This window comes from Lederbergia ruris (genome assembly GCF_018332955.1).
Lineage (GTDB): Bacteria > Bacillota > Bacilli > Bacillales > Bacillaceae_C > Lederbergia > Lederbergia ruris.
In genome coordinates this window covers 25,094-40,409 of record NZ_BORB01000004.1, presented here as the reverse complement: position 1 = coordinate 40,409, position 15,316 = coordinate 25,094, and the positions used below count along the sequence as shown (strand labels likewise).

General features: G+C 39.4%; 14 protein-coding genes and 1 pseudogene. 10 read left to right on the top strand and 5 right to left on the bottom strand.

Annotation, left to right across the window (positions count from 1 at the left end):
* Positions 1–424 precede the first annotated feature (424 nt).
* Entirely contained in the window at positions 425–1,174 is a 750-nt protein-coding gene (locus tag KI363_RS03465; RefSeq protein ID WP_212965515.1) for a hypothetical protein, read from the top strand.
* A gap of 56 nt (positions 1,175–1,230) precedes the next feature.
* Here the strand turns inward: KI363_RS03465 and KI363_RS03460 are convergent, their stop codons facing one another.
* The 3 genes from KI363_RS03460 to KI363_RS03450 all read right to left on the bottom strand — a co-directional run bounded on the left by KI363_RS03460 (position 1,231) and on the right by KI363_RS03450 (position 4,008).
* Complete coding sequence (locus KI363_RS03460; protein ID WP_212965514.1) at positions 1,231–1,938, bottom strand: ABC transporter permease; 708 nt, start codon at positions 1,936–1,938, stop codon at positions 1,231–1,233.
* Positions 1,935–2,783 (bottom strand): ABC transporter ATP-binding protein, encoded by an 849-nt coding sequence (locus KI363_RS03455; RefSeq protein WP_158323304.1) that lies wholly within the window; start codon positions 2,781–2,783, stop codon positions 1,935–1,937. Before KI363_RS03455 ends, KI363_RS03460 begins: the two co-directional genes overlap by 4 nt.
* A gap of 178 nt (positions 2,784–2,961) precedes the next feature.
* Complete coding sequence (locus tag KI363_RS03450; RefSeq protein WP_212965513.1) at positions 2,962–4,008, bottom strand: LytTR family transcriptional regulator DNA-binding domain-containing protein; 1,047 nt, start codon at positions 4,006–4,008, stop codon at positions 2,962–2,964.
* Between the two features lie 429 nt (positions 4,009–4,437).
* Here KI363_RS03450 and KI363_RS21945 point away from each other — a divergent pair, with 429 nt between their 5' ends.
* The 4 genes and pseudogenes from KI363_RS21945 to KI363_RS03435 form a co-directional block, all read left to right on the top strand.
* Positions 4,438–5,022, top strand: coding sequence for a hypothetical protein (locus tag KI363_RS21945; RefSeq protein ID WP_246516736.1), 585 nt, complete (start codon positions 4,438–4,440; stop codon positions 5,020–5,022).
* A gap of 35 nt (positions 5,023–5,057) precedes the next feature.
* Positions 5,058–5,729: an RNA-guided endonuclease TnpB family protein gene (locus tag KI363_RS21940; RefSeq protein ID WP_246516735.1), complete on the top strand. Its 672-nt coding sequence runs from the start codon at positions 5,058–5,060 to the stop codon at positions 5,727–5,729.
* 209 nt (positions 5,730–5,938) lie between these two features.
* The gene (locus KI363_RS03440) at positions 5,939–6,493 is read left to right on the top strand and encodes a GNAT family N-acetyltransferase (protein ID WP_246516734.1); all 555 of its coding nucleotides are present in this window, start codon (positions 5,939–5,941) and stop codon (positions 6,491–6,493) included.
* 193 nt (positions 6,494–6,686) lie between these two features.
* Positions 6,687–7,193: pseudogene (locus KI363_RS03435) on the top strand (DUF3231 family protein); the annotation flags it as partial.
* A 141-nt stretch (positions 7,194–7,334) separates the two neighbouring features.
* On the opposite strand, the gene KI363_RS03430 reads toward KI363_RS03435, so the two are convergent.
* Together KI363_RS03430 and KI363_RS03425 are read right to left on the bottom strand one after the other, a co-directional pair.
* A complete protein-coding gene (locus tag KI363_RS03430; protein WP_212965510.1) occupies positions 7,335–8,015 on the bottom strand; it encodes an LrgB family protein in 681 nt (226 codons plus the stop codon).
* Positions 7,981–8,385 carry a CidA/LrgA family protein gene (locus KI363_RS03425; protein WP_158323311.1) on the bottom strand — a complete coding sequence of 135 codons (405 nt, stop codon included), beginning with the start codon at positions 8,383–8,385 and terminating at the stop codon, positions 7,981–7,983. Before KI363_RS03425 ends, KI363_RS03430 begins: the two co-directional genes overlap by 35 nt.
* Positions 8,386–8,501: 116 nt before the next feature.
* Here KI363_RS03425 and cidR point away from each other — a divergent pair, with 116 nt between their 5' ends.
* From cidR to glgD, 5 genes are all read left to right on the top strand, one after another.
* Positions 8,502–9,392, top strand: a complete 891-nt coding sequence (cidR, locus tag KI363_RS03420) for a cidABC operon transcriptional activator CidR (protein WP_158323312.1) — start codon at positions 8,502–8,504, stop codon at positions 9,390–9,392.
* A gap of 221 nt (positions 9,393–9,613) precedes the next feature.
* Positions 9,614–10,636, top strand: a complete 1,023-nt coding sequence (locus KI363_RS03415; RefSeq protein ID WP_158323313.1) for a glycoside hydrolase family 15 protein — start codon at positions 9,614–9,616, stop codon at positions 10,634–10,636.
* 467 nt (positions 10,637–11,103) lie between these two features.
* A complete protein-coding gene (gene glgB / locus KI363_RS03410; RefSeq protein ID WP_212965573.1) occupies positions 11,104–13,041 on the top strand; it encodes a 1,4-alpha-glucan branching protein GlgB in 1,938 nt (645 codons plus the stop codon).
* Positions 13,031–14,185: a glucose-1-phosphate adenylyltransferase gene (locus tag KI363_RS03405; protein ID WP_212965572.1), complete on the top strand. Its 1,155-nt coding sequence runs from the start codon at positions 13,031–13,033 to the stop codon at positions 14,183–14,185. Before glgB ends, KI363_RS03405 begins: the two co-directional genes overlap by 11 nt.
* 21 nt (positions 14,186–14,206) lie before the next feature.
* Positions 14,207–15,310 carry a glucose-1-phosphate adenylyltransferase subunit GlgD gene (glgD, locus tag KI363_RS03400; RefSeq protein WP_212965509.1) on the top strand — a complete coding sequence of 368 codons (1,104 nt, stop codon included), beginning with the start codon at positions 14,207–14,209 and terminating at the stop codon, positions 15,308–15,310.
* The last annotated feature ends 6 nt before the right edge of the window (positions 15,311–15,316 follow it).

The following is a 15,316-nucleotide window of genomic DNA, read 5'->3' as shown; positions in this document are numbered from 1 at the left end:
GTTTTATAAATCTAGTTTAAAAATGGTCTCTCCCCATTATCGGATAATGAATGGAAGCCGTGTCTGTTTGGACAAGGCTTCATTTTTCTGTACGAAGAGTGTTTTGTTTGTGGATTTATTACAGTATATATTTAATTTTTCCACTTGTTGATAAAAATGTCCATAGTAAGATTATGAGATAGCGTCTGGTGAAAGCGGAGTCATGGGGTCTGAAGGACGCGGGTCACAAAGGAGTGACGATTTTTGTTGCGAATTTAGGCTAACAGGATGTTGGTCAAAACGGCGTGGCGATTTGAAGTGGCGCCTTTAGCCGTTTATCCTTTGTGCATCCATTTGATCCTTACTTTTGAACATTCTCTAATACGTGATTATAGAATCGGTAGCGAATATGGCTGTTATGTCTTTTAGGAAAGGAAGGGTATTTGTGCAATCAACTCAACGAAAGGATGGAAAGGTCGTTGCCTTTGCTCAATCTAGATCAAATGCAAGTAAATTTCGCCATGATTATCCCCTGACAAATGAATTACGGAACGAGTTATTAGGTGATGTGTATACGCAATTTACTAATTTTGTCTTAAGAGAGGAATATATGGCTTCTCAACCTTTTTTAAGGGAATTTATGGAGAGCTACGATCTCGAAGGAGAAAAATCTTATGCATTGGAATTTAATCTTTTTTGGTCGAAAGTTCTATATACAGCATGCCATCATGAAGACTTAAACTACATACGCCATTTCATCGCTCGAAATATTCAACAGGATCGACAGCAATCTCCACTTATTTATCATTGGTTAAGAGAATGGGAGAAGGCTGTTCCTAACTTTTATCGGATTGAATTTAAGTATAATCACCGAGAATGGTTAGTAACGAATCTTTTAACAGATGAAATCGTCGAAGTGAGGATCCAAGATACCTATGCTATTCCTGCTATAACCGGGGAAATCGTGATGGGTACATTAATTCCAATCGGCAATACGATGTATTTTCCGATTGTCGACTTTTATCATTTTGACTTTTCCGTAAGAGAAGAAATTATGGTCCACCTTCAGAAAAACTATCGTCCATATATAAAGGAATCATCGTTCTATGAAGCTTTTTTCCGCATTCTTACAGAAACATTAGACATGGAGCAGGCTATGACAAGGGGAAATCATAGAACAATAGCGGCCTATTAAATACACAAATGGAATAGGGAAGCGACTATTCCATTTGCTTGTTTAGAGAAGTCTTATTAGTCGACCATTCGCTTTCGGTATACGATCACAACAAGGGCAAAAATGATCAAAACCCATCCGGAAATGACGAGAAGATTAGGCCAAACCTCTAGAAGACCTGCACCAGCTTGACTATCCGTCGCCAAGTTGATTAATTGGGTACTTGGGAGATATTCTGCCATCTTTAGAAACGGATATTGATCAGCGAAATTCGTTAAGGAAGAACCAAATGAGAATAAGGCAAAAAATGGTAAAATCACGACTGATGCTTCCATAACAGACTTTGTTAATAGACCAAGCAGTGTCCCCAAGCCGATATAAAACAGAATCGATAATACCATTGCCAAGGAAATAACCAGTAGATCTGTAGGTTTATATTCTGTTAAAAAGGCAGAAACAAGGACAATGAGAATCGTTCCGATAAAGCTTAATAGACTTTTTCCCGCTAAAATCTCCAGTGTACTTGCCGGAGAAAGCATAAGCCCACGCAATGTATTTTTCTCTTTTTCCTCCGCAATCAAGGCACATTGTACATAGGCGGCCACTAAACAAAAGGTCAAATTGAACACTATATAATGTCCACTAATCGTCTCAACCCCCATGCGCCCATACAAAGCAGCCAAAAACAGCGGCATAAGGGCAGATATGGACACAAAATAGTTTTTCATTACATCTTTATAATCTTTTTGAAAAATTGCCATCGAGCGTTTAATTGAAAATGTCATGTTAATTTCCTCCCTGTAACTTCTACGAAAATATCGCCAAGTGTAGGTTCGTTTGAATAGATGGATTCCACTTTATTTTCAGACATGAGCTTGTATAACGCTGTTGCTCCATTAGGTCCCTTGTCAATGATTTCCCTTCGGCCATCCGTTAACACGACGGTTAAGGTGTGATCGGCAAATGATTGTCGCAGTTCTTGGGGGGCTCCTAATAATTGAATGATTCCATTGTTTAAAAAAGCAACACGATCACAGAGTGTTTCCGCTTCATACATATCATGGGTCGTTAGGAAAATTGTTGTTCCTTGAGCTTTCAAGTTTTCTAAACCACGATAAATATGCTTTGTGTTCACAGGGTCAAGCGCTGATGTCGGTTCATCTAGGAATAATAGCTCAGGTTTATGCAAGAAGGCTCGTGCCAAGGTGACACGCTGAAGCATTCCCTTTGAAAGTTTGGAAACGACTTTCTTTTTTGCCTCCCGTAAATTGACCATTTCGAGTACCTCTTCTATTCGGCTATACGGTACATCGTACAGATCACAGTAAAGTTTTAAATTATCATAGACAGAGAGTCGCATATATAATCCACTGTTATCTGTAAGGATCCCAATTTTTCTTCTATAAGTTGGTTCTTTCAGTTTTGAAACGGGAACGCCAAAGACACGGGCCTCTCCATCGGTTTGCGCTAACTGACCTGTTAATACTTTTATTGTCGTTGTTTTCCCTGATCCACTTGGTCCTAAGAAACCAAATGTTTCTCCTTTTTTTACATGAAAGGAAACATCCTTTAATGCAGACTGGTTTGAAAACATTTTGGCAATCTTTGTTACTTCAATAATGTTCTCCACTTTTTCATCCTCCATTACGAGCCGACAGGACGTCACTTTTTTAGCCGTTATCCCATCAAGACGTTTGCTGTTTTTGTGATGTCTCCATCATAGTAAACAAACGAGAGCTTCACATTATATTCCGGATGAAAAGAGCTATTTTAAGGGGGAATGGAGTATTTTATCGGTCGATTGGCACTTATTTCAGTCTTAAAATCTCCTTTAATTCCACCATTTTGTTTTTCGATAATGGAATAGAGGACTTTTTTGCATCCATAAGCACTAAAGAAAAGCTATTCCGTGTGAAGGTCACAACTTCACGAACCTTTTGTAAATTGACAATATAAGAACGATGACAGCGGAAAAAACCATAAGGGTGAAGTCTTTTCTCTAATTCTGCCATGGTAAACACACTTGGATAGGCTTCTCCCTTAATATAAATTTGGGATTGTCCCTGTCCACTTTCGATATAATCAATTTCAGGTGGATCAAATAGGACGATCTTGTCATTCACTTTTGTTGGAATCTTTTCAAAATGAACAGGCTGAACGATGACTTCCTCTTCCTTTTCCATGGTGTGCGTTTCTTCTTGGTTCGCCTCTTCTTCAGATAAAACTTCAAGCTTTTGTAAGCCTGTTTCATCTAATCGATACACTTGGCTTGTCACAAAGAGGGCTGATTCCATATTACTTGTGAAGATCAGCACTGTTTTGCCTTGCTGCTTTAATTCTCGTATAAGCTTTATAAATACTCGTTTTGTTTCTAAATCCGCATTTTGATCAGGTTCTTCAAAAATATATAGAATCGGGTTTTGAAATAGTAAGCGACCAAACTGAATTCTTCTTTTTTCCGATAATGATAAATGACGGATAGGTTTATTTTTCTTTGTTTCCAATTGAATGATTCGCAGGCCTTCCTCAACTGTAAGAGGAGAACTATACAACTTTTGATAAAAGGAAAGATGGTCTTTAATGGTTAATCTTTCATATAGACCATCATCCAAACAACAAAAACCGACAGAGACGAAAAAATCTCTTTTTGAGGACTCTATGGAAATACCCTGGACCTTTATTTCCCCATTGGAAATTGGAATTTCTCCCATAAACATTTTGATTAAAACCGTTCGTACATTTGTATTAGTGTATATGGATAACACCTCTTGCTCAGAAACTTCTAAGCTAAATGCCGGGAATATCAAGGTATGGCCTTCATGCATTTCTAAGTTGTTTATAGTTAAGATACTCACAATAAAATCACCTTGTTCATCAAGATTGAAAAAGATCAGCTCTTCTTCTAATGAAATTTCACTATATTTATTATAACCTATATTGTTTTCCCGTGATTATTTTGTAGACAACAATCTTTTCCCGGGAAATATTGTCGAAAATAAGCTGGGAAATGAAAATCACTTTCTTGATTTTTAATTCGATATAGAAGGTAAGCAGGCTTTGGAAGAAAAACAAGGTAAGAAGAGAAGGAAATAAAAGTATTAGGGTGATAATTTGGAATTACAGATCTTTCCGAACGGGAAAGCCCACTTCTTCAGAGGTGGGATGAACGTGAGGATGAATTAGCAAGGCTTTGGAATGTAAATAAATTCAACAGTTGGGTTGTGTAGGAATACACGTTCCGGTATAATGGAACTATAAAGTAAACAGAAAGGAGGTTAGCCAATATGATCGTCACGCACTCTTTTCCCATTCCTTATGATGAAAGCCTATACAATGAACTCAGAACGATGCAACGTGAAGCAGCCACTGTTTGGAATGATATTGTCAGGGAGGCAACGTCTTATTTTTTTTCGTTTAAGAAATGGCTAAGTAAAAAAGAGATCCAATCTGTTCGAAAACAAACCTATAATCTTCATTCGCAGACGGTGCAAGCGATTGTGGATAAATATGAGGCGAATCGTGAAACAATCCGGAAGTTAAGAAAGACTAATAAAAAGGCAAAATATCCGTGGCGAAAAAAGTATTATTATTGTGTTCCTCTAAAGAAAGCATCTTTGTCGATCACGGATGATGAAATTGCGATTAAAAGATCAGAATATGAACTCAGATTATCCGATCTTTTAACAAAAAAGCAAAAGAAGAACTGGAAGGAGAAGTTTCCGAAACAAAATAAAAAGCTTTATATTCCGAATCTTGCCACAGAAGATCTTAGTGCATGTAATTATGCTGAAATCGTATGGCGGAATGGACAATATCACTTTTGTTATACAATCCATGTACCCGAGAAAGATCTTTCTTCGTATGACTAAAAGTAGCTGGCGGCGATTTAGGTGAAATCCATGCGGTGGCAGCTGCTACAGAGGACAAAGCCTTATTGGTATCAGGGCGAGCGATGAGGAGTATTGCGCAATATCGTGCGAAGGTACTAGCCGATTTGAACAAGAAAATGTCTCGTTGTAAACAAGGTTCCCGGCAGTGGAAGAAGTATAAGCAAGCGCGAAATCGTATTCGTCAAAAGAGTAAGAATCAGCTTGAGGCATTGGAACATAAAACGACCAAGGAAATTGTCTCCTTTCTGGAGGAAGAAAGAATCACTCATTTCGTGATTGGGAATGTGTCGGGTATAGAGAAAAAGACCAAAAAGGATCCAAAGAAAAAAAGAAAGCATAACAAAACAAGAAGACAACAGCTTTCCTTGTGGAATCAAGGGAAAATCAAACAGAAACTAACGTATAAAGCACAACAAAAAGGGATCAAAGTCGAAGAAACTGAGGAGAGTTATACTTCGCAATCCTGTCCATTTTGCGGTGGGAAACATCAAGCAAAAGGAAGAAGATTTATTTGTTCTGTTCATCAAACAGAAATCCATCGTGATGTTAACGGTGCCCAAAACATTGCCCGTAAAAAGCATCCGATGGCAGTTAAAACGCTTATCTCGGTTGTCTATAAACAACCGATTTGGTACAAACGTTTTCTCTCTTTAGAGAAAAAGCAAGAAATCCAAAGAATAAGCTAAGAGAGATAAAAGTATCGCCATACGGATGGCGTAGTCGGCACAGACCTTGCCCACTGGAAAGGATTATCCAGTGTTGTTCGCCCCAAGTTTCCCCTCTGCACCCTCCCTGGAGGTTTGTAAGGGAAATGTTTGCGAAAAAGAATCCCATGGTCTTTAGACATGGGAGTGGTCAAATGTTAATATAGGTGTAAATGTTTGGAGGACAACAATTGTATAAAGCTGTGATCGATTCCAATACGTACATCGCGATATTAGAACCAAGGCATGCGGATGAATTATTTGCTTTAATCGATAGAAGTCGAGAAAGTATCGGAATGTGGCTTTCGTTTCCGTCTTTCACAAACGAAGTACAGGATACGAGGATTTTTATAGAGAAATCCCTAAAAAGATTTGCCTCTAGCGATGGCTATTGGGCAGGCATTTGGTACAAAGGGCAAATCGCTGGTTCCATTGGTTTTTTATATATAGATTGGGGCAATAAAAAGACAGAAGTTGGCTATTGGTTAGGGAAGGAATTTGAAGGGCTCGGTCTCGCGACAAAAGCCTGTGCCTTACTGATAGATCACGCCTTCACTGATTTAGGTCTGCATAAAGTTGAAATCAAGATGGCAACTAAAAATGAAAAAAGTAAGGCGATCCCGGAGCGATTAGGTTTTAAAAGGGAAGGTATGATTAGAGACTTTGAGCTTCTCCATGGTAAGTATCATGACAGGGTGATTTATGGTCTGTTAGAGGATGAATGGAAGAAAACGGATCAATTGTAAAAATACAACGAGTGACTACCTTGTTCACTCGTTGTTTGCATGGGACTATTTTCACGGATGAACCTCATATATTTTGGACTTGCACTAATTTAGTCTCCTTTTGAATGAGAAGTTTTTTTGAAGATGAATGGATTTTTTAAACTGGAGGAAAGATAAGGATGCGCCTATTATAAAGGCACAGTAACACAAATGAGGAGGCTACAATGGGAATCCACAGAATGAACCGATGCATTATGGAGAGGTATTTGGTATATGGTCCTTTTTAGTTGGAGCAAAAGGAATGATTGCTTGTTACCAAACACATTTAAATCATACTGGAGATACGGATCTTCATGAGTTACTGGAAGAAGCTCTCAAGCAGAAAGAACAAGAAGTCAAACAGATCGAAGCATTATTAAAAGAAAATGGTGTTGGTTTGCCACCAACTCCACCAGAGCGCCCTAAGGCAAATTTGGAAAGTATTCCAGTGGGTGCGCGATTCATGGATCAAGAGATTGCTGCTTCATTAGCGGCAGATGTGGCTGCCGGTTTGGTGGCATGCAGTACGATCATGGGCGAATCGATTCGAGAGGATATTGCGATGATGTTTGGACAAATGCATACTCAAAAGGCAGCATTTGGCGCTAAAGTTCTTCGTCTGAATAAGGAAAAGGGCTGGTTGATTCCTCCACCCCTTCATCAGACTCCGGCTGATTGTTGATAGACATGGGGGCTTCCATAAAAGGGGAAGCCCCTTTCGGATGAGAACAAAAAGCATGGCGGCTTTACCCACCAAAATTTTGCATTACTCAGAACCATGTACGATGAAAGTAGGAACAAGCGGCGACAAGCACCGCTTGTTTTAGTTCACTAGGTTCAAATAAACCCATGGAGATAGCCAAAAAGTGAGAAGGGCGGCTAACACCATGCACACACTGGAAACGGCACCTGAGATCGGACTTAATTCTAAGGCTTTCGCTGTACCTGATCCATGTGAGCTTGTTCCTAACAAGATTCCTTTCGCTATATCGCTTCTCAACCGAAACAGGCGAATGACCCAAGGCCCAAATATCATCCCGAAAATCCCCGTCATAATCACAAAAACAGCTGTTATGGCGGGGACGCCGCCTAATTTCTCAGAAGCGCTCATTGCGATTGGGGTCGTAATCGAGTAAGGGAGAATGCTAGGGATTAATGTTTTATTTAAATGGACCAAACTGGCCATAGAGAAGGACACGAATATAGACAATATAGACCCTAGGGATACACTAAGCACGATGGCAGGCAAATGTTTTTTTAGGATCGGAAAATAACGATAAAGCGGAATGGCTAAGGCCACTGTTGCAGGTTGTAATATTTTTGTTAGCCATTGGGCTCCTTGATGATAAGTTGTGTACTCAATTTGAAATAGAAATAATACGGCTATAATCACTAGGGGAGCAATTAATAGCGGTGTTAAATAAGACTTTTTGGTTTTTTGATAACACCATTTGGCCCCCCAATAGGCACTAATGGTGAGCAGGAGGAAGAGCGGTGTCAGCATGTTTGACTTTGACCTCCTTACGACGTGTTAATTTGTTAGCTAATAAACCCGAACCCATCATCACAGCTAAGGAACTGACGAAAATCACCGCAATAATTTTAAAGCCATTGGTTAATAATAGCTGTTTATATTGAATCACCCCAACGGCAGAGGGAATAAAAAATAGGAGTAACTCGGCAACCAACCAACTCCCTCCTAACTCAATCCACTTTAATTTCACCACTTTCGTTTGTAGTAAAATAAATAAAAGAATTAAACCTAATATACTTCCAGGTACTTTTAGATGAAGAAGGACCGAGATTTTCTCCAAGATTAAAGTATAGCTACATAATAATAAAATTTGCGTAATACCGATGAGCATTTTTTTCATGATGACTGCCTTTCTAAGTTGTTTTCCTTCATAAGTATACAAGGAGCCCCATTATAGGTAAAATGAATATTTAGAATGGTTACTATTCATAAAAGTAATGAAAGGGTTTGTGTAGATTGGATATACAGCATTTAAAGTACTTTGTGGCTGTGGCAAGGGAGGGAAATTTTACTCGTGCAGCTAATAAGTTATATGTCACCCAACCAACCATTAGTAAAATGGTTCGAAATATAGAGGAGGAACTAGGTGTTACTCTTTTCGATCGATCAGGAAAACAAGTTAAATTGACAGATGCCGGAGAAATCATTCTTGTTCAGGCACAGAATATTATTAAATCCTTTCAAAATTTATCCGCTGAATTAGACGATTTAATGAATTTAAAAAAGGGCTCCATTCATATTGGTTTACCACCTATGGTGGGCTCACGTTATTTTCCCAATGTGATTCAAGCCTTTCATCAGGATTACCCGAATATTTCCATTCATCTAGTAGAGGATGGGGCTGTGAAGATAGAAGAGGATGTCCAAAATGGTACGCTTGATTTAGGTGTTGTCGTCTTGCCTGTGAATCAGGAACGATTTCACTCTTTTTCCTTTGTCAATGAACGGCTCATGTTGTTAGCCCACCCTAATCATCCTCTTAGTCAAAAGGAAGTAGTACAACTAGTTGAATTAGAGAAAGAACCCTTTGTTTTCTTTCGAAGAGATTTTACTTTGCATGATCGGATTATTACAGAGTGTGTACGAGCAGGGTTCCACCCAAATATTATTTGCGAAAGCTCCCAGTGGGATTTGATTAGTGAAATGGTCGTTGCGAATCTTGGAATCGCCCTTCTCCCGGAAACGATTTGTAGACAGGTGAATGAAGATCAGGTCACGGTCATCCCGCTTATTGAACCAGTTATTCCCTGGCGCTTAGGGATTATTTGGAGAAAAGATCGCTATTTATCTTTTGCGGCAAGGGAGTGGATTCGTTATACCAAAAGGTTTATGGGGATAGAGGATTGATTTTCACTAGTTTAGTTTTTTTTGAGATGAATTCTTCTTGCAAATTGATCGCCCATTTTCCCATTGTGAATCCCAAAATGAAGGCTTATACATAGAATATAATACAAAGCGTTTTCATCAGCGGGTTCCCTACTCCTAGTTTAAAAACTTTAAATAAGGGTTTATAAAATGGAGAAATGTTAACAATGAGCTACATGAGAACTCATTGGAGGTGGTTCACGATGAATATGGAAATGGCCCTTCAAGTCATTGATAAAATGCGTCTGCCCAATGGTGCTTATATGGCCAGTCTTTCCAAAGATTACAATTATGTATGGATTCGTGATGTTGTTTATACGGTATTACCGTTTTTACATGACCGATCGGGACGTTATGAAAAAGCCTATCATGCTTTGTTCAATTTATTCAAAGACTATGAATGGAAAATTGATATTCATACAGAAAAGAAGCCAGTTTATTTATTTGAATATATTCACTCTCGGTATTCAACGGATTTAAAGGAGATCGATGTGGAGTGGGGTCACGCTCAGAATGATGCCATTGGTGCCTTTTTATGGGGAGTAGGAGAAGGAATGAAGCATGGGCGAAAGGTCATTAGGGATGAGGCAGATTTACGGATTGTGCAAAAGCTTGTTGATTATCTAGAGTGTTTACAGTATTGGCAAGCAGAAGATAACGGTATGTGGGAAGAAAACATTGAACTGCATGCTTCCAGTGTAGGTGCCTGTGTGGCAGGATTAAAAGCTGTTAAAATGTTGGTCGATGTAAAAGCAGACCTTATTCGTAAAGGAGAAGAAACATTACGCTTTTTGTTACCGCGAGAAAGTGAAACAAAAGAAGTAGATTTAGCCTTACTTTCCTTAATTTACCCGTATCGATTGGTCGACCGAAAAACAGCCCTTACCATTGTTCAGCAAGTATCGGAGCGTCTGGAGAGGGAAAGAGGTTGTATTCGATACGAACATGATCAATATTACAATGAGGGAAAAGAAGCGGAATGGTCTTTTGGATTTCCATGGCTGGGCCTATGTTACAGTGAGTTAGGGATGAGCCATAAAGTCAATGAATATGCGGAGAAAACGATCCGAAATATACCTGACAATTGGGAAGTACCCGAATTATATATTGGCGGAAAAAATGAACCCAATGGAAATACACCACTTGCTTGGTCCGTTGCCCTCTCCTATTTATTTTTAACGAGAGTACAATCTTTTCAAACGGCTATACCAAGTGGGAATTCGTAAACATTTATTAATGCAAAGATATAAAACCCTGAATCTTACAAAAGAGATTCAGGGTTATTTGTGTGCGTAAATGATCTGTTCATCAGAAGAAGCGGTAACGAATAAGCGTTAATCGAGACCAAAATTGTGAAAAGAGAGTAAAAGTGGTAACGATAAGCGCTAATTGAGACCAAAATTAGGAAAGAGAGTCAAAAGTGGTAACGATAGCTTTTATCACAGACACGCCGCATTTCCCCAATCAAATGACAAAACTAGTGATTTTTCATCGAAGGATTCGCATTTTTCGCAACGAAATAGATTATGTAGGTTCTGTTTAGAAAATACGGAATCATATTTACAAAAGAATAAAACCTAATTTTCCTGAGCTCTCCTGCGTTAAAGTGGAAGGACTTTTTCGCCATAAAAATAAATATGGAATATTTCCAGGAAAAGTTAAATAGGATAGTGGAGGTGTCAGATTGCAAGCAATGATAGGTGGTGTAGAGGAATGGCTCCCAAGTGATTACGAGCGCTATCTTTTTCATGAGGGAACGCTTTATGAATCTTATAAAATGTTGGGGGCGCATGTTGTGACCATAAATGGGGTCAAGGGTGTGCGCTTTGCCGTCTGGGCTCCCAATGCCCTATCGGTGTCCGTTGTGGGAGACTTCAACCAATGGGATGGTTCTCAGGCAGTCATGAAAAGGATCAAACATTCAGGGATATGGGGATTATTTATTCCCGGATTAAAAGAGGGGTTTCTGTACAAATACGAAATCAAGAAAACAACCAATGAAATGATACTGAAAGCTGATCCCTATGCATTTTATTCAGAAAGGAGACCGAATACGGCATCGATTATTTATCAATTGGATACATATCAGTGGAAAGATCAGAAATGGTTGGAACAAAGAAAGAAAAAAGATCATTATCATCAGCCCATGCTCGTTTATGAAATGCATTTAGGAACATGGAAAAAGAAAAAGGATGGCCGTTTTTATTCCTATCGTGAGTTGGCAGCTGAGCTGATTGAATACGTGCAGGCGCATGGGTATACCCATATCGAGTGCATGCCGCTAATGGAACATCCATATGATCGTTCATGGGGCTATCAAATTACGGGGTATTACTCGGTCACCAGTCGCTTCGGCATTCCAGAGGATTTTATGTATTTTGTTGATCAATGCCATCAAAACGGAATAGGAGTCATTATGGATTGGGTTCCTCTTCATTTTTGTAAAGATGCCCACGGACTTGGCCGTTTTGATGGAACCCCACTATATGAACCCATCCACCCTGATCAAGCGGAACGCAGAAATTGGGGGACATATAATTTTGATTTTAGTAAGCCGGAAGTAACGAGCTTTCTTATTTCGAATGCGATGTTTTGGCTGAATGTTTTTCATATAGATGGTTTCCGAATTGATGCTGTTTCGTCGATGATTTATTTGAATCATGATAATGCGGGGTCTATCCCTTTGAAAAATCATCTAGGAGGAGAAGAAAATCTTGAAGCGATTGCGTTTATAAAAAAATTAAACGAAGTTGTCTTTGAACAATACCCCGGGATTCTGATGATGGCAGAGGAGGCAACAGATTATCCGTTGGTGAGTGCTCCAACCTATGTTGGGGGTCTTGGTTTTAATTACAAATGGAATATGGGATGGACCAATGATGTCCTCCGCTATATGAAGATGGACATATCAGCGCGTCCAGCTCATCATCATCTACTAACATTTTCCTTCTTTTACGCATTCTCGGAAAACTTTGTTCTCGCTTTTTCGCATGATGAAGTGGTGCATGGTAAACGCTCATTACTGAATAAAATGCCAGGGGATTATTGGCAGAGATTCGCGCAATTACGCTTATTATTTGGGTATTTCTTTACACATCCTGGGAAAAAACTCCAATTTATGGGGAGTGAATTTGCCCAATTTGACGAATGGAAAGATTTAGAACAGCTAGACTGGAATCTGTTTGAATTTGAATATCACCAGAAGTTCTCTACGTATTTTAAGACGTTAAGCCGTTTTTATAAAAAAACAAGTTGTTTATGGCGATTAGATCATGAACAGGAAGGATTTGAATGGATTGATCCAGATGATGCTACACAAAGTGTGATCACATTTATGAGGAAGGGGAAGAAAAAGGGGGATTACTGTATTGTCCTCTGTAACTTCAGTGCGAATGTTTATGAGGACTATACGATTGGCGTGCCATCCTGTGGTAGTTATATAGAGGTCTTCAATAGTGACTTAGCGGTGTTTGGAGGCTCCAATCAGCATAATCCAAAAGCGATAAAGGTGGATCAGGACCCATATCATAACCAACGATATAGTATGAAAGTTACCGTTCCCCCACTAGGAATGATCATCTTAATGAAGCAAACAAAAAAACGACGGAGGAGTGGTTTTTATAGTGTCTAAAAAAGTGATAGCTATGTTACTTGCAGGTGGACAAGGGACTCGACTTGGAGGATTAACGAGGGAAATCGCAAAACCTGCTGTTCCCTTCGGTGGAAAATACCGTATTATTGATTTCACTTTAAGTAACTGTACACATTCTGGCATTGATACGGTTGGGGTGTTAACACAGTATCAGCCCCATGTCTTGAACCATTATGTTGGCGAGGGAAGTGCGTGGGATTTAGATTGCCGCTCTGGAGGTGTCTCTGTTCTTCCTCCCTATAAAGGCCAAGATGGCGATCATTGGTATAAAGGGACGGTCAATGCAGTCTTCCATAATTCTCATTTTATTGATCAATATGATCCTGAGTATGTCCTTGTCATATCTGGCGACCATATTTACAAAATGGATTACAACAAGCTCCTTCAAGCTCATATAAAAAAGGGAGCTGATGCATCGATCGCGGTCATCCAAGTACCTTGGAACGAAGCTCATCGCTTTGGCATTATGAACCTAGACCAAACTGATAGAATTATTGAATTTGAAGAAAAACCATCCTTTCCGCAGAGCAATCTCGCGTCTATGGGGGTTTATTTATTTAACTGGGGATGGCTAAAACATTATTTAACTGAGGATCATCGGAATCAGACATCATCAAATGATTTTGGAAAAGACATTATCCCGAAAATGCTTGCGGATCAAAGAAAACTATATGCCTATCGTTTTAACGGTTATTGGAAAGACGTAGGGACGGTCCAAAGCTTATGGGAAGCCAATATGGACTTTCTCGATGATGATACTGGATTCGAATTAGATGATCCTAACTGGCGCATCTATGCAGGGAATGCGAATCATCCCCCTCAATATATTGCTCAGGGAGCGAAAGTAAGCCAGTCCCTTATTAATGAGGGATCGATTATATACGGAACGGTTGAGCACTCGGTCGTATCGTACAATGCTTATATTGGAGCGGGTTCCTTGATTAAGGACTCCGTGATTATGCCAAATGTAAGAATTGGGAAAAACGTGAAGATCGAGCGAGCCATTATTGGAAAAGGGGCAGTGATTGAAGATGGAGCTGTCATTGGGCCCGAAAATCAGTCGCAGGAAATTACTCTTTTTGGGAGCTGCCAAATGGTTTCAGCAAAAGTTCAAAACGTGTGATATAAGGAAAGGGAGTTGGAGATGAACGTTTTAGGGGTTATTAATTTAATAAATGAAAAGCCATTTTTAAAGGAATTAACAGAACAGCGCAGTTTGGCTTCGGTTCCATTCGCTGGTCGCTATCGGTTGATTGACTTTACTTTGTCCAATTTTACGCATGCAGGGATCAAGCAGGTGGCTGTTTTTACGAATGGAAAATTCCGTTCAATTATGGATCATCTGGGCTCGGGAAAAGAGTGGGATTTAGACAGGCATAATGGTGGCTTGTTTTTGCTGCCTCCCGTTCATCCAGATCAAAAGTCAAACGGAGATATTCCGGCTTTCTATGATTACCTTGAAATGTTCCGTCGTTCGCCGGCAGAAGTCATTGTTCTTTCGCCGGGTTATCATGTTGGTAAAATCGATTATCAGGACGCGATTCTACATCATGAAAACAGCCAAGCAGATATAACGGTCCTATACAAACATTATGACGGGGACTCGATTCGAAAACCAATCTATCATAAATGCCGATTACGGGAGGACGGGAGTCTGGCGGATATTGAGATGTATTCAGTTCCGCGTAGCGGGGACCCGATTTGTTTGGAAACCTATATCCTGAAAAAGTCATTATTTATCGAAATGATTGAGTTATGCTATCAAAATAATGAACATGATTTCCTAAAGTATGGCATTAAGGCTAATCTTGATCAGCTTCATGTCCAAGGGTACTCCTTTCAAGGTCATATGCCCTTTATTCACTCAATGGAAAGCTATTATGAAAGCAATATGGCATTTTTAAATCCAGACGTCATCCGCTCTTATTTTTATGAACAATGGAATATATTCACAAAAGTCAAACATGAGGCACCTGTTAAATATTCTGCGACATCCAATGTATCCAATTCCTTTATTGCCAATGGCTGTGAAATTGAAGGAACAGTAGAAAATAGCGTGCTTTTTCGCGGAGTGGCCGTGAAGAAAGGAGCGATTGTCCGGAATAGTATTATTATGCAAAAGGGGGCAATTGAAGAAGGTGCTTATGTAGAAAATATTATTGCGGATAAACACGCAAAAATTAGTGAGAACAAAGCTTTGGTTGGGGAAGTAGAGCCAAAGGTAATTAAAAAGGCAGAAATCGTTTAATGGAGG